Below are 21,770 nucleotides of genomic sequence, written 5' to 3'. Positions count from 1 at the left end.
CGACCTCGGCCACTCTAAACGCGACCTCCAGCGTGGCCGCGGTCACGTCCCACGCGCATAGTCGCCGCGCCCGGCATGCTTCCTGCGAGTGTATGGGCCTGCCATTTGGCAACCGGCGACTTCCAGGTGTGCGCCCGCGCGGCAGACACGGAAGTTTGGAGTGAATACCCGTCCAGCTAAGGAAAAGCATCCCATGAAACTCGTGACCTCTGTTTGCCTGGCGCTCTGCCTGGCGACGCCCGTATTGGCCACTGCCGCTGAACCGGAAAGCTGCAAACTGGTGCGCTTTGCCGACGTGGGCTGGACCGACATTACCGTCACCACGGCCGTCAGCCGCTACCTGCTGGGCTCGCTGGGCTACACCACCAATGCCAAGCGCCTGTCGGTGCCCGACACCTTCAAGAACCTGGAAACCAAACAGATCGACGTGTTCCTCGGCAACTGGATGCCGGCCCAGGAAAATGAGATCAAACCCTTCCTCGACGCCGGCAGCATCGAGAGCGTGCGGGCCAACTTGCACGGCGCCAAATACACCTTGGCGGTGCCGACGTTCGTCTACGACGGCGGCCTGAAAAGCTTCGCCGACCTGGGCAAATTCCGCGAAAAACTCGACGGCAAAATCTACGGCATCGAGCCCGGCAACGACGGCAACGCGCTGATTCAGAAAATGATCAAAGGCAACTCGTTCGGCAGTGGGCAGTTCGAGTTGGTGGAAAGCAGCGAACAGAAGATGCTCGCCAGCGTGACCCGCGCCGAGCATTTGCAGCAGTGGATCGTGTTCCTCGGCTGGGAACCGCACCCGATGAACAACCACCTGAAAATGAAATACCTCGACGGCGGCGACGAGTTCTTCGGCCCCGACTACGGCGGCGCCACCGTGTACTCGCTAACGCGGAAAAACTTCAGCAAGGAATGCACGAACGTCGGCACCTTGCTCAGCAATCTGGAATTCAGCCTGGGCATGGAAAACGAGCTGATGGACCAGGTCATCAACAAAACCGCCAACCCGCGCCAGTCGGCCAAAGACTGGCTCTACGCGCACCCCGAAGTGCTCGATAAGTGGCTGCACGGCGTGACCACGCGCGACGGCAAACCCGCACTGGCGGTGGTGCGCGAAAAGCTCGAACTGGCGCCCTGAGCATCATTCCCTGAGCGCAAAACCTCGCAATAAGCAGGCTCGCGCTCAGGGGCAAAACGTCGTAAACGACCTGATCAATGCTGGATACGACGCCCTCTGCACTGGTTGCGACCCACCCTGTAGGCGTTTGAATTGTCCTGCTACATGATCGTTCTCGACATGACCGCTAGGCTTCGTTGCGCCAATGCCGGGACTTTCCCGCGCTTGCCCGACCCGAGGCCGACCCTATAAGCAGGACTACAACAAGCGGCTAAGCGCGTACTGCACTGCCAACCAATAATTTTAAAAGGAGTCAGTCCATGAAAATGTCCACACCCTTGTTATTGCTCGCCACGCTTAGCCTGCCCTTGCTGGCTAGCGCTGCCGAGCCTGCGTCATGCAGCACCGTGCGTTTTTCCGATGTGGGCTGGACCGACATCACCGTGACCACCGCGGTGACCAGTGAAGTGTTGGAGTCGCTGGGTTACAAAACCAAGACCACCATGATTTCCGTGCCCGTGACCTACAAATCACTGGCCGCAGGCAAAGACCTCGACGTGTTCCTCGGCAACTGGATGCCGACCATGGAAAACGACATCAAGGCCTACCGTGATGCCGGCACCGTGGAAACCGTGCGCGCCAACCTCGAAGGCGCCAAGTACACCCTCGCCGTACCGGACTACGCCTACGAGGCGGGCCTGAAAGATTTCTCCGACATCGCCAAATTCAAAGACAAGCTCGACGGCAAAATCTACGGCATCGAGCCTGGCAACGACGGCAACCGTCTGATCCAGAGCATGATCGACAAAGACGCCTTCGGCCTGAAGGGCTTCAAGGTGGTGGAGTCCAGCGAAGCGGCCATGCTCTCGCAACTCAAACGCTCCAGCCGCAAGAACGAGTTCATGGTGTTCCTGGGCTGGGAACCGCACCCGATGAACACCCGCAACAAGATGAAGTACCTCACCGGCGGCGATGAGTACTTCGGCCCCAACTTCGGCCAGGCCACCGTGCTCACCAACGTGCGCAAAGGCTATGTGCAAGAGTGCGGCAACGTCGGCAAGTTGTTGACCAACCTCTCCTTCACCCTGGAGATGGAAAACAACCTGATGGACGCCGTGCTCAACGAAAACCAGAAACCCCGCGATGCCGCCAAAGCCTGGCTCAAAGCCAACCCGCAAGTGCTCGACACCTGGCTGGCCGGGGTTACCACCCTCGACGGTAAGCCGGGCCTGGACGCAGCCAAAGCTGCGCTCGCCAAGTAAGCCTTCACGTCCAAAGACAGTAGCAGTAACCGGGCGCGCACACAGCCGTGATGGCGCGCCCGGCAGCCTGTGCCCATCCCGACCCACGTGGATAATCTCTACCATGCCGACTTTTGAAAAACTCCCTCTGGGCGAGAAAATCGCCGAATTCGTAGAGTGGCTGACCCAGCATGGCGCGTCGTATTTCGATGCCATCGCCTCGGCCCTGGAATTCATGATCCATGGGGTGACCAATGGCCTGACCTTTTTCAATCCGCTGGTATTGATCGGCCTGTTCGGTTTGCTCACCCACCTGATTCAACGCAAATGGGGCCTGACCCTGTTTTGCATCCTTTCGTTTCTGCTGATTCTCAACCTGGGCTACTGGCAAGAGACCATGGAAACCCTGGCGCAAGTGCTGTTCGCCACGTTCATCTGCGTATTGATTGGCGTGCCGCTGGGCATCATGGCCGCGCACCGCCCGCACTTTTACACGGTGCTGCAACCGATCCTCGATCTGATGCAAACCGTACCGACCTTCGTGTACCTGATTCCTACCCTGACCCTGTTCGGCCTGGGCGTTGTGCCGGGGCTGATTTCCACCGTGGTGTTCGCGGTGGCCGCACCGATTCGCCTGACCTACCTGGGCATTCGTGATGTGCCTAACGAGCTAATGGACGCCGGCAAAGCGTTCGGCTGCTCGCGCCGCCAACTGCTGACCCGCATCGAACTGCCGTACGCCATGCCGAGCATCGCGGCGGGCATTACCCAATGCATCATGCTGTCGCTGTCGATGGTGGTGATCGCCGCCCTGGTCGGCGCCGATGGCCTGGGCAAACCGGTGGTCAACGCACTGAACACAGCCGACATCGCACTCGGCTTCGAAGCCGGCCTGGCCATTGTGCTGCTGGCCATCATCCTCGACCGGGTATGCAAACAACCCGAAGCGAAAGTGAAGGTTGAACAATGAGCATGATTCGTTTCGATAACGTCGACGTCATCTTCTCCAAGTACCCCAAGGAAGCCTTGGCGCTGCTTGACCAGGGCATGACCCGCGACCAGATCCTGAAGAAAACCGGCCTGGTGGTCGGCGTCGAGAAAGCCAGCCTGGACATCGAGCGCGGGGAAATCTGCGTGATGATGGGCTTGTCGGGCTCGGGCAAATCCAGCCTGCTGCGCTGCATCAACGGCCTCAACACCGTGAGCCGTGGCCGCTTGCTGATCGAGCACGAAGGCCAGGAAGTGGACATCGCCAATTGCTCGCCCGCCACCCTCAAAGACATGCGCACCAAACGCATCGCCATGGTGTTTCAGAAGTTCGCCCTGATGCCCTGGCTGACCGTGCGCGAGAACATCAGCTTCGGCCTGGAAATGCAGGGCCGCCCCAGCGCCCAGCGCACCAAGCTGGTGGATGAGAAACTCGAACTGGTGGGCCTTACGCAGTGGCGCAACAAGCGCCCGGATGAGCTTTCCGGCGGCATGCAGCAACGTGTGGGCCTGGCCCGCGCGCTGGCCATGGACGCCGACATTCTGCTGATGGACGAACCGTTCTCCGCCCTCGACCCGCTGATTCGCCAAGGCTTGCAAGACGAGCTGCTGGAACTGCAACGCAAGCTGAGCAAAACCATCGTGTTCGTTAGTCACGACCTCGACGAAGCGCTGAAACTGGGTAGCCGCATCGCCATCATGAAAGACGGTCGGATCATCCAATACAGCAAGCCGGAAGAGATCGTACTCAACCCGGCCGACGAATACGTCCGCACCTTCGTCGCCCACACCAACCCGCTCAACGTGCTGTGCGGTCGCAGCCTGATGCGCAGCCTGGACAAATGCACGCGGGTAAACGGCGAAGTGTGCCTGGACCCTGGCAACGATTCCTGGCTCGGCTTGGCCGAAGGCAATATGTACCAGGGCGCTCGCCAAGGCGCCGATGCCATCACCTTGCAGAACTGGGCACCGGGCGATGCCGTAGAAAGCCTGACCCGCCGCCCAACCTTGGTCGACTCCAACATCGGCATGCGCGACGCGTTGCAAATCCGCTACCAGACCGGGCACAAACTGGTGCTTCACGATGCCAATCGGGTGGTGGGGGTGTTGGGGGATACGGAGTTGTATCACGCGTTGTTGGGTAAAAAATCTGGGCTAACCGCCTACGCAGATTCTTGTGGGAATGGCTGGGCGGCATCCGATTAGCCGCGATGTTCTTGATGAAAGCATCGCGGCTGAAGCCGCTCCTACAGAATCGGCGTCCCGTTCCCATGTCGCGAACACACCACACCGACTCCCCTATGTCGCTCCCAGCTACAGCCGGTCGTTTTTATTGATTCCGCGTTCAATAAAAACTCACTAGACTGCTGTAAAGCCCGTCGCGTCTGGATGCAGGAGTACACCAATGCCCAAAGTAGGGATGCAACCCATCCGCCGTTCACAGCTTATTCACGCCACCCTGGAAGCCGTGGACCAAGTGGGCATGGACGCCAGCATCGCACTGATCGCCCGTTTGGCTGGCGTGTCCAACGGCATCATCAGTCATTACTTCCAAGACAAAAACGGCCTGCTCGAGGCCACCATGCGTCACCTGATGACGGCCCTCAGCCTGTCGGTGCGCGACCGTCGCGCGTTGCTGGAAGACGCCAGCCCGCGCGCCCACATCCGCACCATCATTGAAGGCAACTTCGACGATAGCCAGGTCAACGGCCCGGCCATGAAAACCTGGTTGGCGTTCTGGGCCAGCAGCATGCACCAGCCTTCGCTGCGTCGCCTGCAACGCATCAACGACCACCGTCTGTATTCGAATATCTGCTGCGAATTCCGCCGCGTATTGCCCGTTAACGAGGCGCGCCTGGCCGCCCGTGGGCTGGCGGCACTGATTGATGGCTTGTGGTTGCGCGGCGCCCTGAGTGGCGAGGCGTTCGATACCCAGCAAGCGCTGCAAATCGCTTTCGACTACCTGGACCAACAATTGGCCAGGCAGGCGGGCTAAGCGCTCGCCCTTCCCTTCACCCGAATTTCGCGAGGACACCATGGCCCGTTTCCCCCTGCAAAAACTCTACATCCACGGCGGTTACGTTGACGCCACCAGCGGCGCCACGTTCCAGGCCATCAACCCAGCCAACGGCGAAGTGCTGGCCGAGGTGCAACGGGCTTCGCAGGCAGATGTGGAGCGCGCGGTGGCGAGCGGGCAGAAGGGGCAGAAAGTGTGGGCGGCAATGACCGCCATGCAGCGCTCGCGCATCCTGCGCAAAGCCGTGGACATTCTGCGCGAGCGCAACGACGAACTGGCCGAACTGGAGACCCTGGACACCGGCAAAGCGTTGTCGGAAACCCGTTACGTCGACATCGTCACCGGCGCCGACGTGCTCGAGTACTACGCCGGCCTGGTGCCCGCCATTGAAGGCGAGCAGATTCCGCTGCGCGAAACCTCGTTCGTCTACACCCGCCGCGAACCGCTGGGCGTAGTTGCCGGCATCGGCGCGTGGAACTACCCGATTCAGATCGCCTTGTGGAAATCCGCACCGGCGCTGGCGGCGGGCAACGCGATGATTTTCAAACCCAGCGAAGTCACCTCGCTGACCACGCTGAAGCTGGCGGAAATCTACACCGCCGCCGGCCTGCCCGATGGCGTGTTCAACGTACTCACCGGCAGTGGCCGTGAAGTCGGCACCTGGCTCACCGAACACCCGGCCATCGAGAAAATTTCCTTCACCGGCGGCACCGACACCGGCAAGAAAGTCATGGCCAGCGCGTCAAGTTCTTCGCTTAAAGAAGTGACCATGGAACTGGGCGGCAAGAGCCCGTTGATCATCTTCGAAGACGCCAACCTCAACCGCGCCGCCGACATCGCCGTGATGGCCAACTTCTACAGCTCCGGCCAGGTGTGCACCAACGGCACCCGCGTGTTCGTGCCGCGCAGTTTGCAGGCACGCTTCGAAGCCAAAGTGCTGGAGCGCGTGCAGCGCATTCGCCTCGGCGACCCCACCGACGACAGCACCAACTTCGGTCCGCTGGTGAGCTTCGCGCACATGGAAAACGTGCTCGGCTACATCGCCAAAGGCAAGGAAGAAGGTGCGCGTCTATTGATCGGCGGCGAACGCGTGACCACAGGCGAATTCGGCAAAGGCGCCTACGTGGCCCCCACCGTATTCAGCGACTGCACCGACGACATGAGCATCGTGCGCGAAGAAATCTTCGGCCCGGTGATGAGCATTCTGGTGTACGACGACGAAGCCGAAGTGATCCGCCGCGCCAACGACACCGAGTTCGGCCTGGCGGCCGGCATCATCACCCAGGACCTCAACCGCGCCCACCGCGTGATTCACCAACTGGAAGCCGGCATTTGCTGGATCAACACCTGGGGCGAGTCGCCGGCCGAAATGCCGGTGGGCGGCTACAAACAGTCCGGCGTTGGGCGCGAAAACGGCCTGGTGACGCTGGCGCAGTACACGCGAATTAAATCGGTGCAGGTGGAGTTGGGTGGGTATACGTCGGTGTTCTAGGCATTGCAACTTCCTGTGGGAGCGGCTTAAGCCGCGATGCTCTTCAAGGTCAACAACTCGCGGCTAAAGCCGCTCCCACAGGCCGCATTCATACGGTTTGCCGCGTCTGATTCAGGACCAATCATGAACACAGAATTCGATTACATCATCGTCGGCGCCGGCTCGGCCGGTAACACCTTGGCCACGCGCCTGACCGAAGATGCCGACGTCACCGTGCTGCTACTCGAAGCGGGCGGCCCGGACTATCGCCTCGACTTTCGCACCCAGATGCCCGCCGCGTTAGCCTTTCCGCTGCAAGGCCGGCGCTACAACTGGGCGTACGAAACCGACCCCGAACCGCACATGAACAACCGCCGCATGGAATGCGGGCGCGGCAAAGGCCTGGGCGGCTCGTCGCTGATCAACGGCATGTGCTACATCCGTGGCAACGCCATGGACTACGACGGCTGGGCAAAAAACCCAGGACTGGAAGACTGGAGCTACCTCGACTGCCTGCCCTACTTCCGCAAAGCCGAAACCCGCGACATCGGCCCCAACGACTACCACGGCGGCGACGGCCCGGTGAGCGTCACCACGCCAAAGGCCGGCAATAATCCGCTGTTCAAAGCCATGGTCGAAGCAGGCGTGCAAGCCGGTTACCCGCGCACCGAAGACCTCAACGGTTACCAGCAGGAAGGCTTCGGGCCCATGGACCGCACCGTCACACCACAAGGCCGGCGCTCCAGCACGGCGCGCGGTTATCTCGACCAAGCGCGCGGTCGGCCAAACCTGACCATCGTCACCCACGCCCTCACCGACCGCGTGCTGTTCGAAGGCAAACAAGCCGTGGGCGTAGCGTACATGAAGGGCACCAGCTCGATTCCCGTGGAAGCCATGGCACGCCGCGAAGTGCTCGTATGCTCGGGCGCCATCGCCTCACCGCAAATCTTGCAGCGCTCCGGCGTTGGCCCGGCGGCCTTGCTGAAAAAACTGCGCATTCCCCTGGTGCACGACCTGCCCGGCGTTGGCGAAAACCTGCAAGACCACCTGGAAATGTACCTGCAATACGCCTGCACCCAGCCGGTGTCGCTGTACCCGTCGTTGCTGTGGTGGAACCAGCCGCCGATTGGCGCGAAATGGCTGTTCCTGGGCAAAGGCATCGGCGCCAGCAACCAATTCGAAGCGGGCGGGTTTATCCGCAGCCGCGCCGAGTTCGAATGGCCGAATATTCAATACCACTTCCTGCCCGTGGCGATTAACTACAACGGCAGCAACGGCGTTAAAGAGCACGGCTTCCAGGCGCACGTGGGCTCCATGCGCTCACCGAGCCGCGGGCGTATTCAGCTCAAATCCAAAGACCCGCGCGAACACCCGAGCATCCTGTTCAACTACATGGCCACCGAACAGGACTGGCAAGAATTCCGCGACGGTATTCGCATCACCCGCGAAATCATGAACCAGCCGGCGCTCGACCCCTTCCGCGGCCGCGAAATCAGCCCTGGCCCCGAGGTGCAGACCGACGAGCAGCTCGACCAATTCGTGCGCGAGCATGCCGAAACGGCGTTCCATCCCTCCTGCTCCTGCAAGATGGGCACCGACGACATGGCCGTAGTCGACGGCGAAGGCCGCGTGCATGGCGTGCAGGGATTGCGCGTGGTGGATGCCTCGATCATGCCGCTGATCACCACCGGCAATCTCAACGCGCCGACCATCATGATCGCGGAGAAAATCGCCGACAAAATCCGCGGTCGCGCGCCGCTGCCACGCAGTACCGCGCCCTACTACGTCGCCAATGGGGCGCCGGTTAGAGGCACGCCGTTGCGCTGAGCAAAAGGTCAAAAGCATCGCGGCTAAAGCCGCTCCCACAGGGGAACGTGCCTTTGCTTTTGATCTGGGTTGATCTTGACCTACCCATCGCGACTGAAGTCATTCCCACAGATTACACAACCTGTAGGAGCGGCTTTAGCCGCGATGCTTTTGATTTAGCGTGTGATCTATCGCTTTTGATCGGGCTTTTGATCTTGATCCTCCCGCCCCGTTGGCGAAGGCCGAGCGCAGGTGATGCGTAGGTGGACGCGAGGCAGGAAGCCGAGCGAGACGCGGTGGGCCACGGATGGCCCATCGCGGCGCGCCGCCGGGAGCATCACCGAAGCGAGGGGACCCGAAGCGCAGCGTAGGGCCGAGGTCGGGGCGAGCGCTTTTGGTTACTTTTCTGGCGACTGAGAAAAGTGACTCGCCCGTAAGGGGCGAAACAAAACGTTCAGCACCCGCGGTAACGAATGAAAACTGCGATCGCCAGGCGCTGGCGACGAGCAGACTAGTCCGGCAAATTCCTACGAATCATCCACTGCCCATTCGGCGGCACCAGCACACTCAAATCCAGCCCGCCTACCGTATCGCGATCCAACATGATGATCTGCGGACTCACCCATCTCGCCACCGTCTGCTTCTCCAACAACCGCACCGCCATATCCACCGCAATGCGCGCTTGCACCACCGGTGAATCGGTCGGTGCCGCCAGCACCTGCCCCTGTGCAATCGGCTCCAGCAACCGCTCGTTGGTATAAAACGACAACGTCTCGAAGTGATAACGCGGCCCGCTGTTGTGCCGCAGGCGCGAGGCAAATGCCGCTGCCTCGGCGTTGCCGACGATGTAATCGAGCGTGGGCTCGCGCTCCAACAAGCCGCGAATCAACGGTGCCTGCCCGGAAATATCCGCCGGCCCGTAGCCGCCATGAATCAATGTAACCGGGGTGCCTTCAAGCGCCTTGTGCAAACCCGCTTCGGCATCTTTCAACCAGCCCGCGCCTTGCGGTCCGGGGAACCAGCCGACGCGAATCGCGCGGCCTTTGCTGTTGGCCAGCATGTAGGCGACGGCCGCCTCGGTCATGGTGGCGAAGTCCACCCGCGAATGAGCGCTGACGCCGGGGCAGTCGAGCCGATTGGCCAGGTCAATCACCGGCGCGCCCTGATCGGCGACCGCTTTGATTTGCCCGCACAATGCCGTGTCGCTGACGGCGCCGATGATGTACGCGTCGGCGCCGCGATCAACGCAGCGGGCGAATTGGCCGCTCTGAACCGTGGCGTTTGCATAGCCGCCAGCATCGTAAATGCCCAGCCGCACGCCCTGGCGATTGGCCTCTTGCGACAAGCCCCACGACATCGCCCACCAGTAACGGCCGACGCCTTGCGGCACCATCGCGCAAATACGCCACGGCTTGCTGGCTTTGAGTTGCGGCCGATAACTGGCGGGTTGCCCATCGCTAACCACGGGCACCGGGAACCACTCCTCGGCGCGCAGGGGCAGCGCGAACAGCAAGCACATCGTTACGCAACACATCAGCCGCATGAGGCAAGCCTTAACCAGTGAATTAGCACAATGGAACGCCGGTACAAGCGTGGCAGTCGCATTTGAATAATGCCAACCCGCCGGCGGCAAAATCAGGTCTGAACCGAGGCCATTTGCGCCATAGCTGCTGGTCAGTTGCAAAGCTTGGGCCTAGAGTCCGTGCAGCGTTGCCCGTGTCGCTCAGAAGTCGAGACCTGTTATGCCCGTACAACCCGCGCTGGATGCCCGCACTGCCCGTTTGCTGCCCTGGATTGTCGCCATCGCATTTTTTATGCAGACCCTGGACGGCACCATTCTCAACACGGCCCTGCCGGCCATGGCCCGCGAGCTGCTCGAAGACCCGCTGCGCATGCAGTCGGTGGTCATCGCTTACATGCTGACGGTGGCGCTGCTGATTCCGGCCTCTGGCTGGATTGCCGATCGCTTCGGCACACGGCGGATTTTCTTCGGCGCGATTTTGTTATTCAGCCTCGGCTCGTTGCTCTGCGCCCTTAGCGTCAGCCTTCCGCAGTTGGTGGGCGCGCGCATCGTGCAGGGGTTGGGCGGCGCGTTGATGATGCCGGTCGGGCGTTTGGTGGTGCTGCGCGCCTACCCGCGCACGGAACTGGTGCGCATCATGAGTTTCATCACCCTGCCCGGTTTGCTGGGTCCGCTGATTGGCCCGACGCTGGGCGGCTGGCTGGTGGAGTACGCCAGTTGGCATTGGATTTTTCTGATCAACATTCCGGTCGGCATCATCGGCTGCATCGCGGTATACCGCGTGATGCCAGACCTGCGCGGGCCGCAACGCAGCCGCTTCGACACCCTGGGTTTTCTCCTGTTTGGTGGCGCCATGGTGTTGATCACCATTGCCCTCGAAGGGTTGGGTGAGCTGCACCTGGCGCATATGCGCGTGATGGTGCTGCTGCTCGGCGGCCTGGCCTGTCTGGCCGCTTATTGGCTGCGCGCCGGGCAGGTGGACGAGCCGCTGTTCTCGCCCCGGCTGTTTCGCACGCGCACGTTTGCGGTCGGCATTCTGGGTAATTTGTTCGCCCGCCTGGGCAGCGGCTCGTTGCCCTTTCTGGTGCCGCTGCTGCTGCAAGTGGCGCTGGGTTATTCGCCCGCCCAGGCAGGCATGAGCATGATTCCCCTGGCCCTGGCGGCGATGGCGGTAAAGCCGGTGGCAAAAACCATCATCGACCGCTTCGGCTACCGCACCGTGCTCACCGGCAACACCCTGCTGCTCGGCGCCCTGTTGGCCAGCCTGGGCACCGTCAGCGCCGACACGCCTTACGCGCTGTTGTTGCTGCATTTGGGCTTTCTCGGCGCGGTGAATTCCATGCAATTCACGGCCATGAACACCGTCACCCTGATTGATCTGGACGACGCCAGCACCAGCAGCGGCAACAGCCTGCTGTCGGTGGTGGTGCAACTGGCGATCAGCCTTGGCATCGCTTCCGGCGCGGCGTTATTGGGCGGGTTTACCAGTGAGATCGGCACGGGCGAAATCGACAGCGTCCTCGGTGCGTTTCAGCTGACGTTTCTGTGTGTGGGCGTGTTGACGCTGCTGGCGGCGGGAATATTTCTGCAGCTATCGCCGGAGGATGGGCGCAAGGCGAACCGGATCGCAACTGAGGTGCACGACTAAATGAGGTGCTCAACTAAAGGCAACGCCGCTGAGGGCCTAGCCGAAGTAACTGCCGTTCTTGGTCGGCAGCCCGCTCCACAATTCTTCCAGCCGGGGGAAGTTCCAGTCCTCCGGCGCCTCGCGGCCGACGATCTTTTCCCGGCCGACCAGCTTGGATAAGTCGACGATTTGCTGAGGGATCGGGGTTTTCGACTTGGCCGAGAAAAACACTTTTACCCGGGGCGTCAGCAGTGAGGTGGGGTGTTGGTCCATAACCAGCCCCAGCCGCCCGCTTTCCAAGCGCACCAGCGAACCGGTGGGGTAAATGCCGACCGATTTGACGAAGGCCTGAAACACCGCCTGATCAAAATGCCCTTTGCTCCACTCGGCCATTTTGCGAATGGATTCGGCGGGGTCCCAGCCGGCTTTGTACGGGCGGTTGGAGGTGATGGCGTCATACACGTCGCACACCGCGCCCATCTTGGCGAACAGGCTGATTTCGTCGCCTTTCAAACGATGCGGGTAGCCGCTGCCATCGATTTTTTCGTGGTGGTGCAGGCACACGTCGATCACCGCATCACTCACTTGCTGGTTCACGCCCAGCAAGCGCACGCCGGCTTCCGGGTGTTGGCGCACGGTGATGAATTCGGCGTCGGTGAGCTTGCCGGGTTTGTTGAGGATGGCGTCGGGGATCATCATTTTGCCGATGTCGTGCAGCAAACCGGCGACGCCCGCCTCGCGAACCTGTTCCTCCGCCAGTTCAAGCTGACGCGCCAGGGCAATCATCAGCGCGCACACGGCCACTGAATGCATGTAGGTGTATTCATCACAGGTCTTCAGGCGTGCCAGGCTGATCATGGCGTCAGGGTGGCGGGCCACCGAATCGGCGATTTCTTCCACCAACTCGGCCACGTGCTCCGCGTTAATGGCCTGGCCCATGCGTACTTCGCCGAACATGGCGACCACCGCTTTTTCGAGCGGGCGCATAGTTTTTGTGCACGTTTGACTTCGTCATCCAGCGAAGCGCTGATCGGCTTCTGCGGCGCCTGGGCTTCAGTCACCAGCAGGTTATCCACTTCAGCCGCCACCTCCGCCTGGCTTAACGCAGCGCTGCCGTCAGCGACATCGCGACCTTTGGAGGCGTCGATCCACACTTCCTCGATGCCACTGTCGAGGATTCGCTTGAGGTCTTTGTCTTCGGTAAGGAGAAACTTGGCCTTCCAGAATGGGTGCTCCATCCACGAACCGCAAAACTCGTGAATGTGCATGCCCAGGCAAAGGTCGGTAACGGCGATTCGTTTCAGCACGGTGGCACCCGGAAACGGTCTTCGGTAACGGGCATGCATGAGCGCAAGCCCGACAAAGAAGTAATACCAGCAAATGGCCAGTTCTGCGCCAGACTTTAGCCGTAATCCGTCGGCTGCAACGCAGTTTTTCAACGCAGTCTGTCGCGCGCCGGTACGGCCCATGCCGCGCCGCGCGGCGCCCCTGTTACACTGCACGCCATTTCCGTTTAGCAGGTCTGTGCCGTGACTTCCACCGCGTTCAATTCGTTGCCCCTGTCCGCCGCCATGTTGGCCAACCTCGAGTCGCTGGGGTACGCCGAAATGACGCCGATTCAGGCACAAAGCCTGCCGGTGATTCTCAAGGGCATGGACCTGATCGCCCAGGCCAAAACCGGCAGCGGCAAAACGGCTGCCTTTGGTATCGGTCTGCTAAACCCGCTAAACCCGCGTTATTTCGGCTGTCAGGCGTTGGTGCTGTGCCCGACCCGCGAGCTGGCCGACCAAGTGGCCAAAGAAATTCGCCGCCTGGCCCGCAGCGCCGACAACATCAAAGTGCTGACGCTGTGCGGCGGCGTGCCCTTCGGCCCGCAAATCGGCTCGCTGGAGCACGGCGCGCACATCATCGTCGGCACGCCGGGTCGGATTCAGGAGCACCTTCGTAAAGGCACGTTGAAGCTCGACGGCCTCAACACACTGGTGCTCGACGAAGCCGACCGCATGCTCGACATGGGTTTCAACGACGCCATCACCGACATCATTGGTCAGACCCCGAGCAAGCGTCAGACGCTGCTGTTCTCCGCCACCTACCCGGCCGGCATTAAGCAACTGTCGGCCGCGTTCATGCGCAATCCGCAGCAAGTCAAGGCCGAGGCGCTGCACGCCGACAGCCAGATTGAGCAGCGTTTTTACGAGATTGATCCGGACCAACGCATGCAGGCAGTCACAAAACTGCTGGCGCACTTCCGTCCGCAATCGTGCGTGGCGTTCTGCTTTACCAAGCAACAGTGTCAGGAAGTGGTCGATCACCTCACCGCCAAGGGCTTTTCGGCGCAGAGCCTGCACGGCGATTTGGAACAGCGTGACCGCGATCAGGTGCTGGCGATGTTTGCCAACCGCAGTTGCAGCGTGCTGGTGGCCACAGACGTGGCAGCGCGTGGTCTGGACATCGACGCCCTCGACGCAGTGATCAACGTGGAGCTGGCGCGCGACTCGGAAATCCACATTCACCGCGTTGGCCGTACCGGTCGCGCCGGCGAAAAAGGTCTGGCCTTGAGCCTGGTCGCCCCCGCCGAAGGGCACCGCGCGCAAGCCATCGAAACCCGCCAGCAAGCGCCGCTGCACTGGGACCAGCTCGACAACCTGAAACCGCAACCCGGCGGCCCGCTGCAACCGCCGATGGTGACCCTGTGCATCGCCGCTGGGCGCAAAGACAAAGTGCGCCCCGGCGACATTCTCGGCGCGCTGACAGGCGATGCCGGCATCGCCGGTGACAAGGTCGGCAAGATTGCGATTTTTGATTACCAGGCCTACGTGGCAGTGGATCGCAACGTGGTAAACCAGGCGCTGAATCGCTTGAATAGCGGCAAGATCAAGGGCAAGTCGATTCGGGTAAGAATGTTGTAAGAAAGTATCGCGGCTAAAGCCGCTCCCACAGGAAATCGGTTTTCTGTAGGAGCGGCTTTAGCCGCGATCGGGAACACGCCGTACGGTGCCGGCCACCGCGATTACAAGGAGTTGTAGGTGAGGAATATTCTGGTCGTCGAAGACAGCCCGCTCGTGCTCAAAATCCTGGAGCACCTGTTCCGCCAGGAAGCCAATCTGCAACCGGTGTTCTGCGCCTCGCTGGGTGAAGCCCAGGTGATGCTGGAAACCTCCGCCGAGCTGTTCTTCGCCGCCATCGTCGACCTCAACTTGCCCGATGCCATGGACGGTGAAATCGTCGACCTGGTGCTGGGCTTCAACCTGCCGTGCATCGTGCTCAGCGGCTCGTACAACGAGCAGCGCCGCGACGAGTTGTTGCTCAAGGGCGTGGTCGACTACGTGTTGAAGGAAAGTCAGCACTCCTACGAATACGCGTTCCGCCTGCTGCACCGTCTGGAGAGCAACAGCCAGGTGAAGATTCTGGTGGCTGAAGACTCCGAGGCCACGCGCAATTTCATCCGGCGCATTCTCACGTCCCACCTGTACCAGATCATCGAAGCGCAAGACGGCAACCAGGCCCTGCAAATTCTCAAAGAGCAGCCCGACATCGACCTGCTGCTGGTCGACCACAGCATGCCGGGTATCAGCGGCTTCGATCTGGTGAAGTTGCTGCGCCAAAAAATGAAGCGTTCCGACTTGATCATTCTTGGCCTGTCGGCAGACACCAAAGGCTCGCTCAGCGCGCTGTTTATCAAACACGGCGCCGACGACTTCTTGCGCAAACCGTTTTGCCCGGAAGAACTCAACTGCCGCGTGATGTCGACCCTGGAACGTCGCGACCTGATGCAAGCGCTCAAGCAAGCGGCCTTGTTCGATTCGCTGACTAACCTCTACAACCGCCGCGCCTTCTACGAGCAAGGCACGCAAATGTGCAAGCTGGCGCAACGCGGTGGCCACGATCTGAGCGTGGCGATGCTCGATCTGGATTTATTCAAAAGCATCAACGACGACTACGGCCACGCCAGCGGCGATACGGCGTTGGTGTTGTTTGCCCGCGCCTTGTTGCAAGTCTTCCCCCGACGCCCTGCTCGGGCGTTTGGGCGGCGAGGAGTTTGCGTTGATCAGCCGCCAGGACGCGCCGGCGTTGCACGTGGCCCTGGAACAGTTGCGCCAGGTGGCGGCAGGTTTGCGCTATGCCACCGACGCACCGCCGCTGAATTTCAGCGCGGGCGTGTACCAGGGCGCGGCCGAGGATCTGGAAAGTCTGCTGCATCACGCCGACGGTCGTTTGTACCAGGCCAAGCATCAGGGTCGCGGCCGCACGGTCAGCAGCTAGGTCAGGATTTCGCCCGGGTCTTGCCCGGTCGGGCCCACTGCATCACTCGCCGCCGCAAAACCATGAGCGGCGAAAATTTTGGCGTAGGTGCCGTCTTCACGCATGGCCTGCATGGCTTTATTAAAGCCGGTCACGATCTCTTGCGCGTGCGGGTGATTGCTGCGCACCAGAATGTGCAAACCGTTTTCGCTTAACGGTTTCGGCAAAAATTCCACTTGGTCTTCGATGCCGCGCAGCTCGTGCTGAAAGTAGTGGCGCGCCACCAATTCATCTTCGAGGGTCATTTGCACGCGGCCGGCCGCGAGCATGCGTGCGCCCATGGCGAAATCCACCACCGGCACCCTGAGCAGCGACGGGGCGTTGTCGAACTCGCGCTGATACGAATAACCGCGCACCACGGCGATGCTGTTGTCGGCCAGATCGCTCAAGGCTTTGAAGTGGATGTCGCTGCCTTTGCGCCGCAAGAAGCGGATGCGGTTAACCAAATAGGGCTCGGAAAAAACGCCGTACTGGGCCCGCTCGGCGTCGTACCAGGCGCTCAGCACAATGTCGTAGTCGCCCGCTTGTAGGCCGTACAGCACCCGCGCCCAGGGCACTTGGAAATAGGCACTGGAGTAACCGGCGCGCTTGAGCGCGGTGATCACCAGGTCGCTGGATAACCCGTTATTGAGCAGGTTCACATCGTTGAACGGCGGCCAGGTATTGGCCACCAAGCGCAGCGACTCGGCGCTCGTCGATGCGCTACAGGCTATAACCAGCCACAACATAAGGCGCGGGAATAACTTCATGCCTGGCGTCTTCTCAGTCTGACCCGTTTATACAAGCAGCTTAGTCAGACCAGCGCCAACAACACCAGTGAGCAAACGCCAAGTTTGTGCGGCGCTTACGCTAAACTGCGGCCCCGGTGGGTTGGCTCAATTGTTTTCGAGGTGCGCGGTGCAAGGTTCGGACGTGGTGATTATTGGCGCAGGCGCTGCCGGTTTGATGTGTGCCTTGCACGCGGCCGGACGAGGCCGTTCGGTGTTGCTGCTGGACCACGCGAACAAAGCCGGGAAGAAAATCCTGATGTCGGGCGGCGGACGCTGCAACTTCACCAACCTGTACACGGAGCCTGCGAATTTCCTTTCGCAGAATCCCCACTTCTGCAAATCGGCCCTGGCGCGTTACACCCAGTGGGATTTTATCGAGCTGGTGAGCAAGCACGGCGTGCCTTACCACGAGAAAAAACTCGGTCAGCTGTTTTGCGATAACAAGGCCAGCGACATTCTCGAGATGCTGCTCAGCGAATGCGACCAGAGCGGCGTGCAGTTGCAGCTGAACACCGCCGTCACGCAAATCGAAAAAAGCGACGCCGGTTACCTGCTGCAAACCGGCCTTGGCGCGGTGACGTGCACCTCGCTGGTGATCGCCACGGGCGGTTTGTCGATTCCTACGCTGGGCGCCACCGGCTTCGGCTACCAAGTGGCCAAGCAGTTCGGTCATAACCTGCTGCCCACCCGCGCCGGCCTGGTGCCGTTCACCATTACCGACCAGCTCAAGACCCTTTGCACCGAACTGTCGGGCACCTCGGTGGATTGCCTGGTGAGCTGCAACGACGAAAGCTTCCGGGAAAATATCCTGTTCACCCATCGCGGCCTCAGCGGGCCGGCGATTTTGCAGATCTCCTCGTATTGGCTACCGGGCCAGGCCATCAGCATCAACCTGCTGCCCGACCACGACGTGCCGACCTGGCTCAGCGAGCAACAGGCAGAACGCCCCAACAGCGAATTGAAAACCCTGCTCGGCGAGCTGTTTACCAAGAAGATGGCGACGCTGTTGGCTGAGCACTGGTTCGTGTCCAAACCGATGAAGCAATACACGCCGGCCGAGCTGGCAGAGATCGCCGAGCAGTTGGCCAACTGGCAAGTGGTGCCAGCGGGCACCGAGGGTTATCGCACCGCAGAAGTGACCTTGGGCGGCGTCGACACCAAAGAGGTGTCGTCAAAAACTATGGAGTCGCTGAAGTCGCCGGGGCTGTACTTTATCGGCGAGGTGCTGGATGTCACCGGCCACTTGGGCGGCTTCAATTTTCAGTGGGCATGGGCCTCAGCCTACGCGGCGGCGCAATTCGTTTAGGCGCGACGTGACTTCATGGCGTGGCGAGAGTCCAACCACTCTTCACGCGCCACAGCGCTGTGTGACCACTGCCGTTTTCGCTAAAAAATCGTAACGGCGGTTCGCACAGCCGGGCTTATCCGTTCTAATCAACGTATCGCCAGTCAGGTTGTCTGCCCACGATGCCAGCGTCCACTATTCGCCAAACCCTCCGCCGTCTCTGGGCGCAGGACAAATTCAGCTACAGCGTGCGGGCCTTTATCGCCCTCACCGGCATCATGGCGTTGTGCTGGACCCAAGACGCCATGCACCAGCTGATTCCGCTGTTCCTCGGCGTTATCGCCAGCGCCCTGGCTGAAACCGACGACAGCTGGCAGGGCCGTCTCAATGCGCTGCTGGTGACCCTGGTGTGTTTTAGCGTGGCCTCGGTGGCGGTGGAGTTGCTGTTTCCGTTGCCCTGGGTGTTCGCCGCCTCGATGGCGGTGGCCAGTTTCTGCCTGACCATGCTCGGCGCCTTGGGTGAGCGCTATGCGCGTATTGCTCAGGCCACGCTGATTTTGTCGGTGTACACCATGATCGGCGTGGATCAGCGCGACGGCGCCCAGGTGAATTTCTGGCATGAACCCATGCTGTTGGTGGCCGGTGCCGCCTGGTACGGGCTGTTGTCGGTGGTGTGGCAGGCGCTGTTTTCCAATCAGCCGGTGCAGCAAAGCCTGGCCGTGCTGTTCCGTGAGCTGGGGCGTTTTCTCAAGCTGAAGTCGGCGCTGTTCGAGCCGCTGCGCGGTGTGGATCTGGAAGACAAACGCCTGGCTCTGGCCAAGCAAAACGGCAAGGTGGTGGCGGCGCTGAATGCCAGCAAAGAGATCATTTTGAACCGTGTCGACAGCGCGCGGCCGGGGCAGAAAATCAGCCGCTACCTGAAGCTCTACTTCATGGCGCAAGACATCCACGAACGCGCCAGTTCTTCGCACTACCCGTACAACGAACTGGCCGAAGCGTTTTTCCACAGTGACGTGCTGTTCCGCTGCCAACGCTTGCTGCGCCAGCAAGGCGAAGCCTGCCAGCGCCTGGGCCAGGCCATTCAGTTGCGCCAGAGCTTCGACTACGGCGGCCACTCCAGCCAGGCGTTGGCCGACTTGCAAGCCTCGCTGGAACACTTGCGCATCCAAAGCAACCCGGCCTGGCGCAGCTTGTTGCGCTCGCTGCGCGCACTGGCGAGCAACCTGGGCACGCTGAACAATCTGCTGAGCAACGCCAACAACCCCGACGCCCTGGCCGACGAGCAAGACAGCAGTTTGCTCGACCGATCGCCGCGTTCGTTCAAAGACATCATCGGCCGCATCCGCCTGCAACTCACGCCCACGTCCTTGCTGTTTCGCCACGCCTTGCGCCTATCGATCGCCCTGAGCGTTGGCTACGGCATGCTGCATCTGATTCACCCGGAAGAAGGTTACTGGATCATCCTCACCACGCTGTTCGTGTGCCAGCCCAACTACGGCGCCACGCGCAAAAAACTCATGCAGCGGATCGGCGGCACGGTGATCGGCCTGGTCCTCGGCTGGGCGCTGTTCGACCTGTTCCCCGGCGCGCTGATTCAAGCGATGTTCGCGGTGGTGGCCGGCGTGGTGTTCTTCGTCAACCGGGCCACGCGCTACATGCTCTCGACCGCCGCTATCACGCTGATGATCATGTTCTGTTTCAACCAGGTGGGCGACGGCTACGGCCTGATCGTGCCGCGCCTGGTCGACACCCTGCTCGGCGCGCTGATCGCCGGCCTGGCGGTGTTCCTGATCTTGCCGGACTGGCAGGGCCGACGCCTGAACCAGGTGGTGGCCAACACGCTGATTTGCAACAGCCGTTACCTGCAACAAATCATGCTGCAGTACGCCGGTGGCAAGCGCGACGACCTCACCTATCGCCTGGCGCGCCGCAACGCCCACAACGCCGACGCGGCGCTGTCGAGCACGCTGGCCAACATGTTGATGGAGCCCGGGCATTTCCGTAAGGAAGCCGACGTGGGCTTCCGCTTTCTGGTGCTCTCGCACACCTTGCTCAGCTACCTGTCGGCCCTGGGCGCGCACCGTGGCGAACCGCTGCCGGGCGCGGCCGAGCCGGGGCTGATCAGCCAGGGCCGCGGCCACGCTGGCGGCCAGCCTGGACGAAGTGGCGCAGAACCTGGCGCAGAAAACGCCGGTGGTGGTGCACAGCGATGCCGAGGAAAACCTGGCCAAAGAGCTGGAGCAATTGCCGGAGGAAATGGACGACCGTGAGCGGTTGGTGCAAAGCGAATTGGCGTTGATTTGCCGCCAGTTGAGCCCGTTGCGCACCTTGGCGGCGCATGTGCTGCGTGATCCGGTGAGCATTAACGCGCCGGGCTGATTAACGGTCCCACTCAGCAAGCCACCGTCATTTCCACGCAGGCGTCGGTCCGCCGGGAACCGCGGAATTTTCGAAAGACGTGTTTGCAGAGCCATACTGGATCCCCGCCTTCGCGGGGATGACGGTGAAAGTGAGTTACCGCAACATATCCGCCAGCGCATCGATCTCCTGGCGGTGCACGCTGATCAGTTGCAGGCCGCCATTGATGTCGAGCTGGTTGTAGGGCGGCAGCAACTTGCCAAAGCCAGTCAGGCTTTGCAGCGGTGGCAGGTCGCTGACGTGGTCGAAGCCTTTGAGGCGGTGATACCGCGCCAGGTTGACCAAGTCGATCAGTTCCATGTGGTAGTCCGTGCTGCGCTCGCTCCAGTCACCGCTGTGGCGCACGATCTCCACCAGTTCGGCGTCTACCGCCCACTTGCGCAACAGGATGATGCCCAGCGACTTGCTGTACTCGCGGCACAGCTCCAGGTACAGCTCGCGCGACGGCACGGCATCTTCTTTGAACGCGGACAAAATCGCCAACGAGCCTAGCTCACTCATCAAGCTCGCCAGCAATGCCTGCTCGGGTTGGATATGGCTGGCGCGTGAGGCCAGAAACGCGCAGATGCAGGCCTGCAAAATCAGGCGTTCCCAGGCTTCGAGAAACAGTTTTTTGTGCGCGGCACTGTGCAAGGTGAACAGGCTTTGAATGCTGTGGACCATCGTGATGCGGTCCACCTGGCCGACGCCCAATACCTGCATCACGTCTTTGAGGGTTTTCGGGCCGCGGCGGGTGCGGTTGAGCGGGCTGGAGGAGTATTTGATCAGCAAGGCGGCGAGCGCCGGGTCGCGGCTGACCAGTTTGCTCAGCACCTCCAGACTGATGTCCGGGCTGCGCAGGGCTTTGCGGATTTCCAAGGTGAGCGCCGGCAGGCTCGGCAGTTGTTCTTCGCCAGACATCAACTCCGTCACCACCTGGCGATAGCGGGCGTAGCTACTCATCATCACTGCCGACATGAAACCCTACTCCGCGCGAACCTCAGGCAATACAGGCTAATCGCTATCACGGGGTTTGCCCATTGGCCGCCCGTCTAGTCGACGTGTTTTTTCGCAACTACCGCTGACTCCAAACCATCGAGGCTGAAGCCTCTCCCACAAGACAGCGCATTTCTGTAGGAGAGGCTTCAGCCTCGATTCCTAGAAACGCTTACCCCATGGTCTTAACGCAGGTTGAACCGGCGCCCGACCCAGGCAGTCCCACCTTTAC

Annotated in this window: 13 protein-coding genes and 3 pseudogenes; 12 read left to right on the top strand and 4 right to left on the bottom strand. The window is 61.2% G+C overall.

What is annotated here, in order from left to right; translation table 11 throughout:
- The first annotated feature begins 193 nt into the window (after window positions 1–193).
- From ACZZZP_RS00330 to betA, 7 genes are all read left to right on the top strand, one after another.
- The gene (locus ACZZZP_RS00330; protein ID WP_463384500.1) at window positions 194–1,138 is read left to right on the top strand and encodes a choline ABC transporter substrate-binding protein; all 945 of its coding nucleotides are present in this window, start codon (window positions 194–196) and stop codon (window positions 1,136–1,138) included.
- Window positions 1,139–1,437: 299 nt separating this feature from the next.
- On the top strand, window positions 1,438–2,379 hold the full coding sequence (locus tag ACZZZP_RS00325; protein ID WP_122497568.1) for a choline ABC transporter substrate-binding protein: 942 nt from the start codon (window positions 1,438–1,440) through the stop codon (window positions 2,377–2,379).
- 103 nt (window positions 2,380–2,482) lie between these two features.
- Window positions 2,483–3,328 carry a choline ABC transporter permease subunit gene (choW, locus tag ACZZZP_RS00320; RefSeq protein WP_463384499.1) on the top strand — a complete coding sequence of 282 codons (846 nt, stop codon included), beginning with the start codon at window positions 2,483–2,485 and terminating at the stop codon, window positions 3,326–3,328.
- Complete coding sequence (choV, locus tag ACZZZP_RS00315) at window positions 3,325–4,551, top strand: choline ABC transporter ATP-binding protein (RefSeq protein WP_463536179.1); 1,227 nt, start codon at window positions 3,325–3,327, stop codon at window positions 4,549–4,551. Before choW ends, choV begins: the two co-directional genes overlap by 4 nt.
- Window positions 4,552–4,750: 199 nt before the next feature.
- Window positions 4,751–5,341, top strand: coding sequence for a transcriptional regulator BetI (betI, locus tag ACZZZP_RS00310; RefSeq protein ID WP_463384497.1), 591 nt, complete (start codon window positions 4,751–4,753; stop codon window positions 5,339–5,341).
- A 40-nt stretch (window positions 5,342–5,381) separates the two neighbouring features.
- The gene (gene betB, locus ACZZZP_RS00305; protein ID WP_463384496.1) at window positions 5,382–6,854 is read left to right on the top strand and encodes a betaine-aldehyde dehydrogenase; all 1,473 of its coding nucleotides are present in this window, start codon (window positions 5,382–5,384) and stop codon (window positions 6,852–6,854) included.
- 123 nt (window positions 6,855–6,977) lie between these two features.
- Entirely contained in the window at window positions 6,978–8,660 is a 1,683-nt protein-coding gene (betA, locus tag ACZZZP_RS00300) for a choline dehydrogenase (protein WP_463384495.1), read from the top strand.
- A gap of 490 nt (window positions 8,661–9,150) precedes the next feature.
- On the opposite strand, the gene torT is transcribed toward betA, so the two are convergent.
- Window positions 9,151–10,182, bottom strand: coding sequence for a TMAO reductase system periplasmic protein TorT (torT, locus tag ACZZZP_RS00295; RefSeq protein ID WP_463384494.1), 1,032 nt, complete (start codon window positions 10,180–10,182; stop codon window positions 9,151–9,153).
- Window positions 10,183–10,381: 199 nt separating this feature from the next.
- Between torT and mdtD the strand changes: the two genes are divergently transcribed.
- Window positions 10,382–11,809: a multidrug transporter subunit MdtD gene (gene mdtD, locus ACZZZP_RS00290; protein ID WP_463384493.1), complete on the top strand. Its 1,428-nt coding sequence runs from the start codon at window positions 10,382–10,384 to the stop codon at window positions 11,807–11,809.
- Window positions 11,810–11,845: 36 nt separating this feature from the next.
- On the opposite strand, the pseudogene ACZZZP_RS00285 reads toward mdtD, so the two are convergent.
- Window positions 11,846–13,095: pseudogene (locus tag ACZZZP_RS00285) on the bottom strand (HD-GYP domain-containing protein).
- Window positions 13,096–13,317: 222 nt separating this feature from the next.
- On the opposite strand from ACZZZP_RS00285, the gene dbpA reads away from it, so the two are divergent.
- A complete protein-coding gene (dbpA, locus tag ACZZZP_RS00280; protein WP_122497583.1) occupies window positions 13,318–14,697 on the top strand; it encodes an ATP-dependent RNA helicase DbpA in 1,380 nt (459 codons plus the stop codon).
- Between the two features lie 117 nt (window positions 14,698–14,814).
- Window positions 14,815–16,051 (top strand): annotated as a pseudogene (locus tag ACZZZP_RS00275) (GGDEF domain-containing response regulator).
- Here the strand turns inward: ACZZZP_RS00275 and ACZZZP_RS00270 are convergent.
- On the bottom strand, window positions 16,048–16,839 hold the full coding sequence (locus tag ACZZZP_RS00270; RefSeq protein ID WP_463536178.1) for a substrate-binding periplasmic protein: 792 nt from the start codon (window positions 16,837–16,839) through the stop codon (window positions 16,048–16,050). The pseudogene ACZZZP_RS00275 and the gene ACZZZP_RS00270 overlap by 4 nt on opposite strands.
- Window positions 16,840–16,987: 148 nt before the next feature.
- Between ACZZZP_RS00270 and ACZZZP_RS00265 the strand changes: the two genes are divergently transcribed.
- Together ACZZZP_RS00265 and yccS are read left to right on the top strand one after the other, a co-directional pair.
- Window positions 16,988–18,166: a BaiN/RdsA family NAD(P)/FAD-dependent oxidoreductase gene (locus ACZZZP_RS00265; protein WP_463384490.1), complete on the top strand. Its 1,179-nt coding sequence runs from the start codon at window positions 16,988–16,990 to the stop codon at window positions 18,164–18,166.
- A gap of 161 nt (window positions 18,167–18,327) precedes the next feature.
- A pseudogene (gene yccS / locus ACZZZP_RS00260) lies at window positions 18,328–20,524 on the top strand (YccS family putative transporter).
- 135 nt (window positions 20,525–20,659) lie between these two features.
- Here yccS and ACZZZP_RS00255 read toward each other — a convergent pair.
- A complete protein-coding gene (locus ACZZZP_RS00255; protein ID WP_122497593.1) occupies window positions 20,660–21,520 on the bottom strand; it encodes an HDOD domain-containing protein in 861 nt (286 codons plus the stop codon).
- Window positions 21,521–21,770: the final 250 nt, after the last annotated feature.

The organism is Pseudomonas sp. AC211, assembly GCF_979258055.1.
Note: the sequence above shows the minus strand (reverse complement) of the source record. Positions and strands in the feature narration are given on the sequence as shown.